The sequence below is a fragment of the Micromonospora sp. NPDC023814 genome, from assembly GCF_040639595.1.
Taxonomy (GTDB): Bacteria; Actinomycetota; Actinomycetes; order Mycobacteriales; family Micromonosporaceae; genus Micromonospora.
Genome location: NZ_JBFAAF010000002.1, coordinates 112,879 through 127,012 on the forward strand (window position 1 = coordinate 112,879; position 14,134 = coordinate 127,012).

The 14,134-nt window shown below is 75.5% G+C and carries 13 protein-coding genes; 6 read left to right on the plus strand and 7 right to left on the minus strand.

What is annotated here, in order from left to right; all coding sequences use genetic code 11:
- Positions 1-34 precede the first annotated feature (34 nt).
- From proB to AB0G14_RS01680, 4 genes are all read left to right on the plus strand, one after another.
- The gene (gene proB, locus AB0G14_RS01665; RefSeq protein ID WP_357692649.1) at positions 35-1,144 is read left to right on the plus strand and encodes a glutamate 5-kinase; all 1,110 of its coding nucleotides are present in this window, start codon (positions 35-37) and stop codon (positions 1,142-1,144) included.
- A gap of 72 nt (positions 1,145-1,216) precedes the next feature.
- On the plus strand, positions 1,217-2,461 hold the full coding sequence (locus tag AB0G14_RS01670) for a glutamate-5-semialdehyde dehydrogenase (RefSeq protein WP_357692651.1): 1,245 nt from the start codon (positions 1,217-1,219) through the stop codon (positions 2,459-2,461).
- 290 nt (positions 2,462-2,751) lie between these two features.
- Positions 2,752-3,369: a hypothetical protein gene (locus AB0G14_RS01675; RefSeq protein WP_357692653.1), complete on the plus strand. Its 618-nt coding sequence runs from the start codon at positions 2,752-2,754 to the stop codon at positions 3,367-3,369.
- Positions 3,370-3,398: 29 nt separating this feature from the next.
- Positions 3,399-3,914 (plus strand): SUKH-4 family immunity protein, encoded by a 516-nt coding sequence (locus tag AB0G14_RS01680; RefSeq protein WP_357692655.1) that lies wholly within the window; start codon positions 3,399-3,401, stop codon positions 3,912-3,914.
- Here AB0G14_RS01680 and AB0G14_RS01685 read toward each other — a convergent pair.
- From AB0G14_RS01685 to AB0G14_RS01710, 6 genes are all read right to left on the minus strand, one after another.
- Positions 3,898-4,731, minus strand: coding sequence for a prenyltransferase/squalene oxidase repeat-containing protein (locus AB0G14_RS01685; protein WP_357692788.1), 834 nt, complete (start codon positions 4,729-4,731; stop codon positions 3,898-3,900). The two genes, AB0G14_RS01680 and AB0G14_RS01685, sit on opposite strands and share 17 nt — an antisense overlap.
- A 181-nt stretch (positions 4,732-4,912) precedes the next feature.
- On the minus strand, positions 4,913-6,094 hold the full coding sequence (gene moeZ, locus AB0G14_RS01690) for an adenylyltransferase/sulfurtransferase MoeZ (protein ID WP_357692657.1): 1,182 nt from the start codon (positions 6,092-6,094) through the stop codon (positions 4,913-4,915).
- Between the two features lie 109 nt (positions 6,095-6,203).
- Entirely contained in the window at positions 6,204-7,055 is an 852-nt protein-coding gene (locus tag AB0G14_RS01695) for a DUF3152 domain-containing protein (RefSeq protein ID WP_357692659.1), read from the minus strand.
- Positions 7,056-7,172: 117 nt separating this feature from the next.
- Positions 7,173-8,129, minus strand: coding sequence for a DUF3152 domain-containing protein (locus AB0G14_RS01700; RefSeq protein WP_357692661.1), 957 nt, complete (start codon positions 8,127-8,129; stop codon positions 7,173-7,175).
- A gap of 5 nt (positions 8,130-8,134) precedes the next feature.
- Entirely contained in the window at positions 8,135-9,109 is a 975-nt protein-coding gene (locus AB0G14_RS01705; protein WP_357692663.1) for an alpha/beta hydrolase, read from the minus strand.
- A 130-nt stretch (positions 9,110-9,239) separates the two neighbouring features.
- A complete protein-coding gene (locus AB0G14_RS01710) occupies positions 9,240-11,606 on the minus strand; it encodes a hypothetical protein (RefSeq protein ID WP_357692790.1) in 2,367 nt (788 codons plus the stop codon).
- A 752-nt stretch (positions 11,607-12,358) separates the two neighbouring features.
- Here AB0G14_RS01710 and AB0G14_RS01715 point away from each other — a divergent pair.
- Entirely contained in the window at positions 12,359-12,997 is a 639-nt protein-coding gene (locus AB0G14_RS01715; protein ID WP_357692665.1) for a TetR/AcrR family transcriptional regulator, read from the plus strand.
- A 65-nt stretch (positions 12,998-13,062) separates the two neighbouring features.
- Positions 13,063-13,290 (plus strand): DUF3107 domain-containing protein, encoded by a 228-nt coding sequence (locus AB0G14_RS01720; RefSeq protein ID WP_091102353.1) that lies wholly within the window; start codon positions 13,063-13,065, stop codon positions 13,288-13,290.
- A gap of 120 nt (positions 13,291-13,410) precedes the next feature.
- Here the strand turns inward: AB0G14_RS01720 and AB0G14_RS01725 are convergent, their stop codons facing one another.
- The gene (locus tag AB0G14_RS01725; RefSeq protein ID WP_357692792.1) at positions 13,411-14,118 is read right to left on the minus strand and encodes a ferritin-like fold-containing protein; all 708 of its coding nucleotides are present in this window, start codon (positions 14,116-14,118) and stop codon (positions 13,411-13,413) included.
- Positions 14,119-14,134 lie beyond the last annotated feature (16 nt).

A 14,134-nucleotide genomic window follows, 5' to 3' on the forward strand; every position in this document is an offset into this window, starting at 1 on the left:
GGGCGCGCCCGCACCGACCACGCAGAATAGGCGGGTGCGCGACGCAGTCACGGCGGCCCGACGGGTCGTCGTCAAGATCGGATCCTCCTCGTTGACCACCGCCGCCGGCGGGCTGGACGACGGGCGGGTCGACGCGCTCGTCGGCACCCTCGGCGCACTCGCCGCCGACGGCCGCGAGGTCGTGCTGGTCAGCTCCGGCGCGATCGCCGCCGGCCTCGCCCCGCTCGGGCTGGCCCGGCGCCCGCGCGACCTCGCCACCCAGCAGGCCGCCGCCAGCGTCGGGCAGGGCCTGCTCATCGGCCGGTACGCGACCGCCTTCGCCCGGCACGGGCTGACCGTCGGGCAGGTGCTGCTCACCGTCGACGACGTGACCCGGCGGGCGCACTACCGCAACGCGTACCGCACCCTGCGCAAGCTGCTCGACCTGCGGGCCGTGCCGATCGTCAACGAGAACGACACGGTGGCCACCGAGGAGATCCGGTTCGGCGACAACGACCGGCTGGCCGCCCTCGTCGCCGCCCTGGTCCACGCCGACCTGCTGGTGCTCCTCTCGGACGTGGACGCCCTCTGGACCGGCGACCCCACCCGCCCGGGCTCCAGCCGGATCAGCGAGGTGCGCGACGAGCGGGACCTGAGTGGCGTCGACATCGGCGGCGCGGGGCGGGCCGGGGTGGGCACCGGCGGCATGGTGACGAAGGTGGAGGCGGCCCGGATCGCCACCGGCTTCGGCATCCCGGTGGTGCTGACCGCCGCGCCGCTGGCCGCCCCGGCGCTGGCCGGCGAGCCGGTCGGCACCCTGTTCCACCCGAGCCGCCGGCGCCCGGCGGCCCGGCTCTTCTGGCTGGCCCACGCCACCTCGCCCCGGGGGCGGCTGCACCTCGACCCGGGCGCGGTCGCCGCGGTGGTGGGCCGGCGCAAGTCGCTGCTGCCCGCCGGGATCACGGCCGTGGACGGGGCGTTCACCGCCGGCGACCCGGTCGACCTGGTGGACGTCGAGGGCGCGCCGGTCGCCCGGGGGCTGGTCAACTACGACGCGGTCGAGCTGCCCGGGCTGCTCGGCCGGTCGACCTCGGAACTCGCCGCGGCGCTCGGCCCGGCGTACGAACGGGAGGTCGTCCACCGCGACGACCTGGTACTGCTGTAAGGAAGGGCACCTTGTTATCGGATTCTGTATAGCAAGGGGCCCTTCCTAACGACTGAGGAGATGAGTGCGGCGATGAGCGTGAGCGAGCAGGCCCGACGGGCGCGTACGGCGGCGGAGGCGCTGGCCGTCGCCACGCGTACGGCCAAGGACGCCGCGCTGGTCGCGATGGCCGACGCGCTGGTGGCGCGTACGCCGGAGATCCTGGCGGCGAACGAGGCGGACGTGGCGGCCGGGCGCGCGGCCGGGCTGAGCGGGGCCGTGCTGGACCGGCTCGCCCTCGACGCGGGGCGGGTGGCGGGCATCGCCGACGCGCTGCGGCAGATGGCCGCGCTGCCGGACCCGGTGGGCGAGGTGGTCCGCGGCTCGACCCTGCCCAACGGGCTGGAGCTGCGCCAGATCCGGGTACCGTTCGGCGTGGTGGGCATCATCTACGAGGCCCGGCCGAACGTGACCGTCGACGCCGCCGGAATCTGCCTGAAGTCCGGCAACGCGGCGCTGCTGCGCGGCTCCTCGTCGGCGGCGCACTCCAACGCCGCCCTGGTCGCGGTGCTGCGCGACGCCGTCTCCGGCGCGGGCCTGCCGGCGGACGCGGTGCAACTGCTCGACGCCAGCACCCGCGACTCGGTCAAGGAGCTGATGCGCGCCCGTGGCCTGGTCGACGTGCTGATCCCGCGCGGCGGCGCGTCCCTGATCCGCACGGTGGTGGAGGAGTCGACGGTGCCGGTCATCGAGACCGGCGTCGGCAACTGCCACGTCTACGTCGACGCCGCCGCCGATCTGGCGAAGGCGGTCGCGATCACGCTGAACGCCAAGACGCAGCGGCTGTCCACCTGCAACACCGCCGAGTCGCTGCTGGTGCACGCGGCGGTGGCCGACGCCTTCCTGCCGCCGGTGCTGGCCGCGTTCGCCGACGCGGGCGTGACCGTGCACGGCGACGACCGCGTCGCGCCCCACTCGCCGGCGGTGGTGCCGGCCACCGACGAGGACTTCGCCACCGAATACCTCTCCGCGGACATCTCGGTCGCCGTCGTCGACTCGCTCGACGTGGCGGTCGCGCACATCCGGCGGTACGGCACGGGGCACACCGAGGCGATCGTCACGGACTCGGCCACCGCCGCCCGGGAGTTCGTGGCCCGGGTGGACGCGGCGGCCGTGATGGTCAACGCCTCGACCCGGTTCACCGACGGCGGGGAGTTCGGCTTCGGCGCCGAGATCGGCATCTCCACACAGAAGCTGCACGCCCGCGGGCCGATGGGCCTGCCCGAGCTGACCTCCACCAAGTACGTGGTGACCGGGGACGGCCACCTGCGCGGCTGAGCCTCCGTAGTGGAGAGTTGCGCCGGATCGCCAGGCTGCCCCGGAGACCAACCGGTACCTCGCCAACAAGGACCTCGTCGACCGCCTCTACGGCGGCCGGGGGCCGGTCAGCGCCCGGGGCCAGGGACTCGACCCGGACCACGTCCACGAGCTGCAACTCGACGGAAAGGACGAACACGCTAACCTCAGGCTGATGGACGCCTGGACCAACCGCGAGATCGGCCGAGAGATCTCCCCGTGGCGTTGCGCGACGTGCCCCCGGGCACCCCGGTCATCGTGAAGGTCGTGCCATGACCCAGCCGGACCCCGCCGTCCTCGCCCGGATCGCCGAGAAGTTGGCGCTGCTCACCCGGGTGGAGGCCGAGCACGGCTTCGGCGTGCGCATCGAGGGACCGGCGCCGCTGGAGCCGATCGCGGACCTGCCCGGCGTCGCCGAGGTCTACAGCCTCTTCCGGCGCATCGAGGGCGACGACTTCCGGTTCCACGCGCCGAAGGAGATCCTCACCCCGCAGGCGTGGGAGGAGGCCGAGGTCAACCCGAACGACCCGATGGGCAGCCCGCTGATCGTCGGCTACGAGATGGACAGCGTCCCCGCCGGCCCCCGCACCGAGATCCGCGGCGGCGACCCGATCTACCTCGACCGGGAAGACCTGGACGTCTACTACATGGAGTCCAGCGCCTACGTCTACCAGTACGAGCACCCCGACGAGGACGTCGAGTTCACCGTCATCGCCCCCGATGTCGCCACGTTCTTCGACGAGTACGTGCTCGGCCCCCGCTACCCGGAGCTGACGGCCGCCGTCTTCGGTCCCGCCGCCGTCGAGCTGCGGCTGCGCAAGGGCCGGCACGCCGGCGAGTACGCCGACAACTGGCGGCGGCTGCTGATCGCCGCCGGCCTTTCCTCCTGACCCACCCGTCGACCCCGCGAAGGACCGTCATGGCTGCTGATCCCCGGTTCACCGCGTTGTGGAACGAGGACGAGCTCATCCCGTACCCGCGCGAGGCGTGGCTGGAGGGGGGTTTCACCCCCGAGATGCTTCCCGACGGCGACGAGATCCCGCTCGACGTGGCGGTGGTCTTCACCGCCTTCCTCGAAGGCGACATCGAGCTGTACGACACCATCCAGCTGACCACCGAGGACGGCTCGCTGGACATCCGGCTGATCGTGGTCGGCGCGGTGGCCGACAACACCGACCTGCTCTACGTGCTCGACCCGCGCACCGGGGAGATCCTCCAGTTCGACCTGGAGCAGCAGGACGTGCAGCCGGTGAACACCCACTTCCGCGCCTTCGTCGAGTTCCTCTACCAGTTCGCGCTCTTCGTCGAGGCTGACGAGGGCAAGCCGGGCCGGGCCGAACGGGCGGAGGAGCTGCGGATGGTGCTGGAGAGCATCGACCCGGCCGCGTTCACCCCCGACGGCTGGTGGCCGCTGGTGATCAGCCAGCTGAAGTGACCGCCGGGCGGCAGGCCCGGATCGCGGTCAGCGTGGTGTGCACGTCGAACTGGTGTCCGTCGTCGCTGTCCCAGCCGCCGTCGCTGCGCTGGGTCTCGGCGAGCCGCCTGCGGGCGGACACCAGCAACCACTGCTCCTCGCCCACCTCGACCCGGCGCAGCGTGGCGGCCAGCCACGCCACGTCGGCCGGGGACATCTTCGGCACCCGCTCGGCCAGCACCGCCTGGATACGCGCCGACTCGTCGTACATCTGCTGCCGGTGCAGCACCGCCGCGCTCAGCCACCCGGCCGGCAGGAAGGACGGCCAACTGCCGTCGGGGGCGAGCGCCGTGGCCAGCGCGTGCGCCGCCGCCTGCACCACCCCGGCGTACGCCCCACCGACCCGGTGGTCCAGCGGGCCGGCGGCCCGCGCGTCGAGCCCGGCGACGGTCAGCCAGTAGCCGGCGTTGGCGGTCAGGTAGAGCCGGGCCTCCGGGTCACCGGGGCGGGCCCACTCCGGAGCCAGGCCGGCCAGCCGCGGGTCCTCCTCCCAGCCACCGTCGGGCAGTTGCCGGGCGGCGAGCCAGTCCAGCGCGTGCCGGGCGGCGGGACGGCCGAGCGCGCCGAGGTCGTCCAGCTCGGCGAGGCGGAAGCAGGTCGCGTCGACCGAGGCGACCTCGCCGCCGAGCACTGCCGGCCAGCCACCGCCGGGCGCCTGCCCGGCCTCGGCCTCGTCGAGCAGCTCCACCGGCACCGGCGCGCCGGTGCGCAACCGGGAGAGACGGGCGCGGTCCACCGCGTCCCCGTGCGCCACGACGAAGCCGATCGCGGCGTCCATGTCGATCACGGCGGACACGCTACCTGCGAAAAGTCGGTCCCGCCTCCGGGAAACGGCTCGGCCGGGTCCACCGGGCAGCCACCGTCGACCGGCGCGACGCGCGGACCGGGTCCGGTGCCGGGGCTGGCGGCACGGCACAGAGGCCCTCCCGCACGGGCGGAAGGGCCTCTGGTGCGACCGGTCAGTACGCGGGCAGTGACGGGTCGATCTGCTTGATCCAGGAGAGCACGCCGCCCTGCACGTGCACCGCGTCGCGGAAGCCGGCCGCCTTGAGCGCGGCGAGCGCCTCCGCGGAGCGGACCCCGGACTTGCAGTGCAGCACGACCTGCCGGTCCTGCGGCAGCTTGGCCAGCGCCTCGCCCGAGATGATCTCCCCCTTGGGGATCAGCGTCGCGCCGGGGATCCGGACGATCTCGTACTCGGCCGGCTCGCGGACGTCGACGAGGAAGATGTCCTTGCCGGCGTCCTGCCACTCCTTGAGCTCCAGCGCGGTGATGGTCGAGTCGACCACCGCCTCCTGCGCCTCCACCGACACCGCGCCGCAGAAGTCCTCGTAGTCCTCCAGCAGGTCGGTGACCGTCGGGTTCTCGCCGCAGAGCACGCAGTTCGGGTCCTTGCGGACCTTGATCTTGCGGTAGCTCATCTCCAGGGCGTCGTAGACCATCAGCCGGCCGACGAGCGGCTCCCCGATGCCGGCGAGCAGCTTGATCGCCTCGTTGACCTGGATCGAGCCGATCGAGGCGCAGAGCACGCCGAGCACGCCGCCCTCGGCGCAGGAGGGGACCATGCCGGGCGGCGGGGGCTCCGGGTAGAGGCAGCGGTAGCAGGGGCCGTGCTCGGCCCAGAACACCGACGCCTGGCCGTCGAAGCGGTAGATCGACCCCCAGACGTACGGCTTGCCGAGCAGCACCGCCGCGTCGTTGACCATGTATCGGGTGGCGAAGTTGTCCGTGCCGTCGACGATCAGGTCGTACCGGGAGAAGATGTCGCGGACGTTGTCCCGGTCCAGCGCGGTGTTGTGGATCTCCACGTCGACCAGCGGATTGATCTCCCGGACCGACGCCGCGGCCGACTCGGCCTTGGAGCGGCCGACGTCGGAGACGCCGTGGATGATCTGGCGCTGGAGGTTGGACTCGTCGACGGTGTCGAAGTCGATGATGCCGAGGGTGCCGACGCCCGCGGCGGCCAGGTACATCAGGGCCGGCGAGCCGAGACCGCCGGCGCCGACGCAGAGCACCCGGGCGTTCTTCAGCCGCTTCTGCCCCTCGACCCCGACGTCCGGAATGATCAGGTGGCGCGAGTAGCGGCGGATCTCGTCAACGGTCAGCTCGGCGGCGGGCTCGACGAGCGGGGGCAACGACACGGTGGACTCCCCGGGATCGGCTGATGGCGAACCGAGCCATTGTCGCCCGTCGTGGGGCCGGTCGGCCATGAGGAGGGACACGTCGCCCGAACTGCGGGAGCGGGAATATTCAGATCCCGGGGACCAGCTTGCCCTCGTAGCGCGAGCCGTCGACGTAGGGCCAGGCGTTGGCGACGCAGCCGTCCAGTCCGTACGTCTGCTGTTGCATCACCGGAGCCGGCTCGCCCGGGGCCGGGCAGGCCTGGTGTTCCTCGCCGAACTCGTGGCCCACCTCGTGGTTGACCACGTAGGCGCGGTAGATCTCCAGCGGCGCCCCGTAGTCCGGGACGGCCTCCAGCCAGCGGGCGAGGTTGATGATCACCTGACCGGGGAGCCGGCAGGAGGTGTAGCCCTCGGTACTCAGCCCGCCCTCCGCGCACATCCGCTCCGAGGTGTCCGGGGTGGCGAGGTAGACGGTGAAGTCGGCGTCGTCCGCCTCGGCCACCCGCTGCATCCGGAACTCCTCCGAGGCGGTCCAGCCGCGCGGGTCGCCCAGCACCTCGTCGACGGTGGCGGCGAAGGCGGCGACGTCCTGGCCGGTGCCCGACTCCACGGCCACCCGGTAGCGCCGGACCGGCCCGTCGGTGCCCCGCACCGGGGAGTCCCCGGTCGCGGCGACGAAGCTGCCCGTGCCCTCCCGCGGGTAGGGGGTGTGGGTGGGGCGCTGCTCGTGCTCGCCCGCCGCCGCCCCGTACGCCGCCCGGCCCGGATCACCCGTGGACGGCTCGCCGGCCTGCCCGCCGGGCCGGGGGGCCAGCGTCACCACGGCGGACGCCGCGAGCAGCAGGGCCAGACCGATCCCGAGGGCGCGCCGGTCCCGGAGCAGGGCCGGCAGGCGGCGGTCCCGGGACAGGGGTCGCGGCGACGGCGACGGACGGTGGGTCGGCGGACCAGGCGGGTCGCAAGGGGACGACGACGTCATGACCTGAGCGTCCCACGCCGATCTGGGCATTTCCGCGCTTTTGCCGCGATTCCGGCTACGGCTAGTTCAGGCCGTAGCCGGCGGCGCGCTCCTGCCCCGCTGTCCGGCCGGCGGCGGCTAGAGCGGCGGCCCGGCGTAACGCCGACCGTCGCGGTACGGCCAGGCATTGGCGACGCAGCCGTTGAGGAAGAGCGTCTGCTGCATCATCACCGGCGCCGGGCGGCCCCTGCCCGGGCAGCGCTCGTGCCGGTGCCCCAACTGGTGCCCGACCTCGTGGTTAACCACGTACGTCCGGTAGACCGAGAGCGGCACGCGGGCGCTCACGTAGTGCGGCACCGACAGCCGCCAACGGTCCAGGTTGATGATCACCTTGCCGGGCGCCCGGCACGACGTGTACGGCCGCCCGCCCACCCGGATGTCGACCCCGCCCGCCGCGCACATCCGGCCCGCCGTGGCGGCGGTGGCCAGGTAGACCGTGAAGTCGTGCCGGTCGTCCGCGCGTACCTGCTGCAACCGCAGCCCGCCGTCGACCCAGCTCCCCGGCCCGGTGAGCGCCTCCTCGACAGCGGCCGCGAACTCGCCCGCGTCCTCGGCGGAGCCCGACTCCACGGCGACCCGGTAGCGGTGCAGCCTGCCGGCCTCCCCCAGCACCGGGCGCACCCGGTCGTCGTAGCCGAAGCTGCCCCGGCCCGCCGACGGCACCGGCCCGGGCAGCCGCAGCACCGGCGGCGGGGGCATGGTGGCGGCGGCGGGCGACGCCGGGACCGGCGAGGCGGACACCGGCGCGACCGCCGGCGCGGGGGCCAGTTCCTCGGCGGTGAGCACCTCCGCGTCGACGTCGGCGCCCCGCCGGTCGGCGACCACAGCCACCGCCGCGCCAACCGCGAGGAGGAGTGCGACCAGCTCGACGAGGCGACGCCGGCGGGCCGGCCGGCGGTGCCGGGGACGGCACAGGTCCGGGCCCTGGGCGGCGGCCGGCGCCCGGCCCGTGGAGTGCCTACGCCCGCCGGCGGAGGCTGCGGCCCGATGGCCCCGGGTCGGGGGCGGGGCGGGGCGGCGGCGGGCGGAGGACATCCCGGTCAGCCTGCCATGTCGGACCGCTTCGCGGTGTCCCCCGTTTCGGCGAGCAGGCCCAGCACGGCACGGGCGACCAGGCGCGGCACCTCCAGTTGCGCCACGTGCCCGACGCCGTCGAGCATCAGCAGGCGGCTGTCCGGGACGACCCGCGCGGCCTGCGGCGCCACCCGGACGTCCACCAGCCGGTCGTGCCGCCCTCCGATGACCAGCGTGGGCGCCCGGACCACACCGGCCAGCCGCCACAGCGACCCCGACCCCGGCAGGTACGACCGCAGGAAACTGGAGACCAGGCCGCGGAACGTCCGGACGTACGCGGCGGCGTAGTGCTCGGCCTCGTAGCGCACCCGGATCTCCTCCAGCGCCTCCTGCCGGCGCTGCTCGCTGATCCGGCTCAGGTCGCCGATGCACGCCTCCATGACCTGCTGGGCCATCACTTCGGGGGCGAGCTTGGCCAGTTGCCGGGCGGCCAGGCGCTCGCCCCGGGGGATCGCCAGCAGCGGCAGCATCCGACCCTGCAACGAGCGCCGGAAGTCGAGGAACGGCAGAGCCGGCGAGATCAGGGTCAGGGTCCGAACCAGATCCGGCCGCAGCCCCGCCACCTGCACCGAGATCGCCCCGCCCAGCGAGTTCCCGAACAGGTGCACGGGCCCCCGGCCGGAGTGCTCGATCCACCGGATCACCCGCTCCGCGAAGGCCGGGACGGTGTAGCGGCGCCCCGGCTCGCTGCGGCCGAACCCGGGCAGGTCGATGGCCTGCCCGTCGAGGCGGTCGGCGAGCAGGCCGGCCAGGTCGGTCCAGTTCTGCGACGAGCCGCCCAGGCCGTGGACGTAGAGCGCCGGCTGCGCGCCGGGGGCGGTGGCCGGGGTGTCCCGGACGTACGTCACGGTGCCGTCGAGGCGCACCTCGCGCCCCGGCCAGGGCGGCGGGACGGAGTGCTCGGGGAGGAGATGGTCCGGCCAGAGGGTGGCGCGCTTCATCCCTCCAGTCTGCCCGTGCCCGCCCCGCCCGGCAGCGCGTCGAACCGCGCCTGCGGCGCTCGGCAGCGTTCGGACCACGCCTGCGGCCCGCGCGCCGCTTTCCCCGGCGCGTCGGACCGCACCCCCGCGCTCAGGCCAGCAGCGCCTCGATCCGGCGGTTGACCGCGGCCAGGGTGGCCCGGACGACCGCCTGCCGGGGATCGCCGGCGACCAGCGCGGAGCCGACGAGCTGCTCGACCCAGCCGTCGCAGACGAGCAGCACCACGACCGTGGCCACCTCGCAGTTGCCGAACGGCACCACCGCGGCGTGCTCCACGAAGCAGCGGCCCCGCTCCGGCCCGGGATCCCCGCCGCGGAGCAGCTCGTCCACCGCCGCCGCGGCGGCCACCGCGCAGAGCCGCAGCACGTACCCGTCGACCGCCGGTCCCGTCGAGTAGCCGGCGGCGCTCGCCCCGCCAGCGACGAGGCGCACCTCCACGGTGGCGTCGAGCCCGAAGGTGCTCACCTGGACGTGGTCGATCACCACCCGGGGACCGGCCGCGCCGCCGGTGTCCAACGGCCGGGACGGCGCGGACTCCGTCGTCGTCACCTGCCCGCCCGAGTACGACGTGCCGACGGTCGCCGGGCTGCCGGTGGGGGTCCCGGCCGGGGCGGCCGACACCGAGCCCGGCTCCTCCACGGTGGCCCGGCCCCGGTGCGGGGCGGCGGACTGCCGGCGTCGACGCGGGGGCTCCGGCGCCGGCTCGGGACGCTGCTCGGCACGGGCCTGCGCGGCATCGGTCGGGCTGCCGGCCGCGCGGCTGCGGGGCACCCGGGTCTCGGCGGCCGGCGGCCCGGCGGAGCCCGGCGACCTGGTCTCGGCGGCGCGCGGCTCGGCCGACCGGCGGCGCACCGGCGGGGCCGGGGCGGCCGGCATGCCGGGCACGTTCCGCGGGGCGGCGGCGAGCCCCATCCGCTCCTGGAGCAGGCGGGCGACCAGCCGGCTCACCTCGGCCGGGTCGGCCCCGTCGGCCAGGTCGAGCCGCAGGCTGTGCGCGCCGGCCGGGGTGCGGCGCAGGGCCGCGTCGCGAACCCCGGCCACCCCGCGTACGGCGTCGAGGATCGCGTTGACGTCGAAGCCCTCCGGCCGCTCCCGCAGCGGTGCGGGCTCGTCGTCGCGGCGCAGATGGGTGGCGATGCGGGCGAGTTCCGGGGTTTCGGCGGGTGGCTCCACGGCTGGCGGCTCCGGCACGACGGGCACGTCCGGTTCGGCGGGGACGCGCTGCGGCAACACCGCCGACGGGCGGTCCGGGAGCCGGTCGTCGCCGGCCGACTCAGCCGTCGACGCCGGTTCGGCGGCGGATCGGCGGGCCGCGTAGGGAGGTGCGCTCGTCGGGGCGGGCGCGGACGGGGTGCGGTCACGTCGCCCGGTTCCGCTCGTGGTGGCCGCGGCGGCGGGACCGGCGGCGGCCTGCGGGCCGCCCGACGCCTCCGGCGATGCCGGGGGCCGTTCCTCGCTCACCGGCCGGAGCCGGAACGGCCGGACCGTCGGGCCCGCGGTCTCGTCCCCGGCCGGCGCGGGAGTGGTGCCCTCCGCCGTGCCGGCCAGGTCGTACGCAGCCGGGGGCGCACTCGCGGGCGCGCCGGACGGCCCCCCGCCCGCCCAGGCGGGCCGCTCGGCCGGGACCGGGAGGGACCGGTCGGCCGCGGGCGACGCCGCCCCGTCGGCGGGTTCGGCCGGCGTCTCGTACGCCGGGCGCGGCGCGGACTCGGTCCGGCCGACCTCGTAGGACCGGCCGGGCGGCTCGGCGCGCGGCGGCTCGTAGGGTCGGTGCGGCTCGGCGGTCCAGCCCGACGCCCGGTCCTCGCGGGACCGGCGGCCCACGGGCTCGTCCTCCTCGCGTGCCCGGCGGCCGGCCGGCTCGTCCTCCGCCCGGGACCGGCGGCCGGTGGCGGCGGGCTCGTCCCAGGCCCGGCGGCCGGCCGGCTCGCTTTCCTCACGGGACCAGGGGGGCGCCCAACCGCCGCCCCAACTCGGCCGGTTCCAGTTCGGGCCGGACCAGTCCGGCTCGGTCGCCGGTGGCCGTTCGGCGGCGGGCGCGCGGGAGTCGCCCGGTTCCCGGCCGGCGCCGGGCCCACGGTCGGCGCCCGGCGCGTGCTCCGCGGCCACCTGCTCGACGCCCGGCACGCGGTCGGGGCCGGTGGCACCCGAGCCGCCGGCCTGCTCGGCGGGGTCCTGCCCGGCGACCGGGCCACGGTCGGAGCCGTACTCCTGCCGGAAGGCGCGCTCCGCGCCGAGCGCGCGGTCGACGCCGGAGAGCCGGTCGCCGGTCGCCGGCCGGTCGCCCGTCGACGCCTCGGGCGCGGGCGGGCGCTCGCCGGCCGGCGGGAACGGGCGCCGGGGGGCGGGGGACGGCGGCTCCGGCGGGAACGGGTCGGCCCAGCCGGGGGCACCGGCGGCCGGGGAGGGCTCCTCGGTGGAGCGGTCGACGGTCGGCGCGTGGAAGCCGGGCGGCACCTCGAAGCCGCTGGCCGCCGTGCCGACGGGCGGGACCTGCATGGCCGGCGGGGCCGAGGTCGGCAGGCCGGGGTCGGCCCAGCGCGGCTGGCGGCCGGCCGACGGGTCCGCGGAGGAGTGCCGGGCGGGGCCGGTCTCGGGCTCGGCGAGCCCGTGCTGCGGGCCCGACGGCTCCTCGGCCGCGGGCGCCGGCCGCTGCGCGGGCACCACCAGCCGGTCACCTCCCGGGTCGCGGCGCTGCTCGCCGAGGATGCCGGGCGGGGCGCTCACCGGGGCCTGGCGGCCGGCTGCCGCGTCGTCGGCGTGGCTGACGCCGTTGACGTGGTGACCGTTGGCCCGGGCCGGCGGCTCGGGTGCGGCCGGCGGACCGGGCAGCGGCGACGGCAGGTCGCCGTGCCGGGGTGAGGAGGCGGCCCAGCCGAGACCCGGGTCGGGCGGACCCCACGCTGAGCCCTGCTCGCGGGCCCCGGAAATCTCCTGGCCCCGGGACCATCCGGCCGCCGAGGGCGCCCACCCGCTGCCGGCCCGGCCCAGGTCGTCCTGCTGACCTGTCCCGTCGCCGTGCTCTCCCGGGGTGGCGGCACCGGGTTGCCCTGTTTCACTCACCGCGCGCTCCTTGGTCGCCCCCGCTGAGGCTACCGTGTGGTGACAGTGGCGATAAGTTACAGCGGCGGGCCAATTCCGCGACGGGCCATGAGCCCAGACCGGTTCGGGTGAAATGCCGGCTCGTACGAAGAAACTCGGAGGTTCCCATGACCGCTGTGGGGAACGGTGCACAGACAGCCGGCCGGCCCACCCGCCTGCCCCGTTCGGCGCGCCGCAAGCAACTGCTCGCCGCCGCGCAGGAGGTGTTCGTCGCCCAGGGCTACCACGCGGCGGCGATGGACGACATCGCCGAACGGGCGGGAGTCTCCAAGCCCGTGCTCTACCAGCACTTCCCCGGCAAGATGGACCTCTACCTCGCGCTGCTGGACACGCACTGCGACGCGATCCTCGCGAAGGTCGACGAGGCCATGCGCGGCACCAACGACAACAAGGAGCGGGTCGGCGCGTCGGTGCGCGCATACTTCGACTTCGTCGACCACGAGAGCGAGGCGTTCCGCCTCGTCTTCGAGTCCGACCTGCGCAACGACCCGGCGGTCCGGCAGCGCACCGAGCGGGTCGAGCAGGGCTGCATCGCGGCCATCACCGACACCATCATCTCCGACACCGGGGTCAGCCGGGCACACGCCGAGCTGCTCGCCTCCGGCCTGGTCGGGGCGGCCGAGACCGCCGCGCAGTTCTGGCTGGCCGGCGGCCGGCAGGTGCCCAAGGCGGAGGCGGAGGCGTTGGTCGCCGCACTCTCCTGGCGGGGCATCGCCAGCTTCCCGCTGCAAGGTGAGTCAGCCTGAGCATCGGGGCGCGAGATCGGATAGCCTTCCCCTCGGCGGCTCTTTCGCCCGAACGAGGAGGCACTGTGGAGGTCAAGATCGGCGTGCAGTACGCGCCCCGCGAGCTGGTGCTGGAGAGCGCGCAGTCGCCGGCCGAGATCGAGCAGATCGTGACCGACGCCATGGCCAAGGACGAGGGCACGCTCTCCCTGACCGACGAGAAGGGCCGGCGGGTGATCGTGCCGGTCAACAAGGTCGCCTACGTCGAGATCGCCGAGGCGTCGCCGCGGGCGGTCGGTTTCACCGTCCGCTGACCCGGTCGGCAGCCCGCGACGGGTGACGTCGTCGCCCGTCGCGGACCCCGCCGACCCGGCCCGGCACGCCGACTCGTCCGGCACTCCGTGTGCCGGTGCGTCAGTCGTCGGGCTCGCGCGTCAGTTGTTCAGCCCGGCGGCGGCCATCCGCGTGGTGTGCACCTCGGTCAGCCGCCGGAACAGTCCCTGCACGTCCACCCGGTCGCTGCCGGCGATGAGGGCGGTCAGCGCGCCCCGGTCGGCGGCGACCCGACCGGCCTGCGACAGGGCCTCCCCGACCAGCCGCCGCGCCCACATCGAGAGCCGGCCGGCCACCTTCGGGTCGGCCGCGATGGCGGCCCGGATCTCGGCGACGGCGAAGTCGGCGTACGCGGAGTCGTGCACCACGTCGAGGACGAGCTGGCGGTCCGGCTCGGCCAGGGCTGCGGCGATCTCCCGGATGAAGTCGTCGGTGATGGCGTCGCCCACGTACGCCTTGGTCACCGCCTCCGCCCAGTCCCGCGGCTCGGTCGAGTCGTGGTACGCCTGCAGCGGCGCGACGTACGGCGCCATCGCGTCGTCGGGGAGCACGCCGAGCGCGGCGAGCCGGTCGGCCAGCCGACGGTAGTTGCCGATCTCGGCGGCGGCCATCTCGCTCAGGGCCGCCCGGCGGCGCAGGTCGGGGGCGAGCCGGGCGTCGACGGCCATCCGCTCGAAGGCGAGCAGTTCGCCGAACGCGACCAGGCCGGGCAGGTCCGGGACGGCAGGGCCGGGCAGGTCCGGGACGGCAGGGCCGGGCAGGTCCGGGACGGCAGGGCCGGGCAGGTCCGGGACGGCAGGGCCGGGCAGGTCCGGGACGGCAGGT

Bases quoted from the DNA above. Each gene is read 5' to 3' on its own strand.
- AB0G14_RS01715 (WP_357692665.1), top strand. From the start codon at position 12,359: ATGACCGCTGTGGGGAACGGTGCACAGACAGCCGGCCGGCCCACCCGC.
- AB0G14_RS01700 (WP_357692661.1), bottom strand. From the start codon at position 8,129: ATGTCCTCCGCCCGCCGCCGCCCCGCCCCGCCCCCGACCCGGGGCCAT.
- AB0G14_RS01670 (WP_357692651.1), top strand. From the start codon at position 1,217: ATGAGCGTGAGCGAGCAGGCCCGACGGGCGCGTACGGCGGCGGAGGCG.
- AB0G14_RS01680 (WP_357692655.1), top strand. From the start codon at position 3,399: ATGGCTGCTGATCCCCGGTTCACCGCGTTGTGGAACGAGGACGAGCTC.
- AB0G14_RS01675 (WP_357692653.1), top strand. From the start codon at position 2,752: ATGACCCAGCCGGACCCCGCCGTCCTCGCCCGGATCGCCGAGAAGTTG.
- AB0G14_RS01695 (WP_357692659.1), bottom strand. From the start codon at position 7,055: ATGACGTCGTCGTCCCCTTGCGACCCGCCTGGTCCGCCGACCCACCGT.
- AB0G14_RS01705 (WP_357692663.1), bottom strand. From the start codon at position 9,109: ATGAAGCGCGCCACCCTCTGGCCGGACCATCTCCTCCCCGAGCACTCC.
- AB0G14_RS01685 (WP_357692788.1), bottom strand. From the start codon at position 4,731: ATGGACGCCGCGATCGGCTTCGTCGTGGCGCACGGGGACGCGGTGGAC.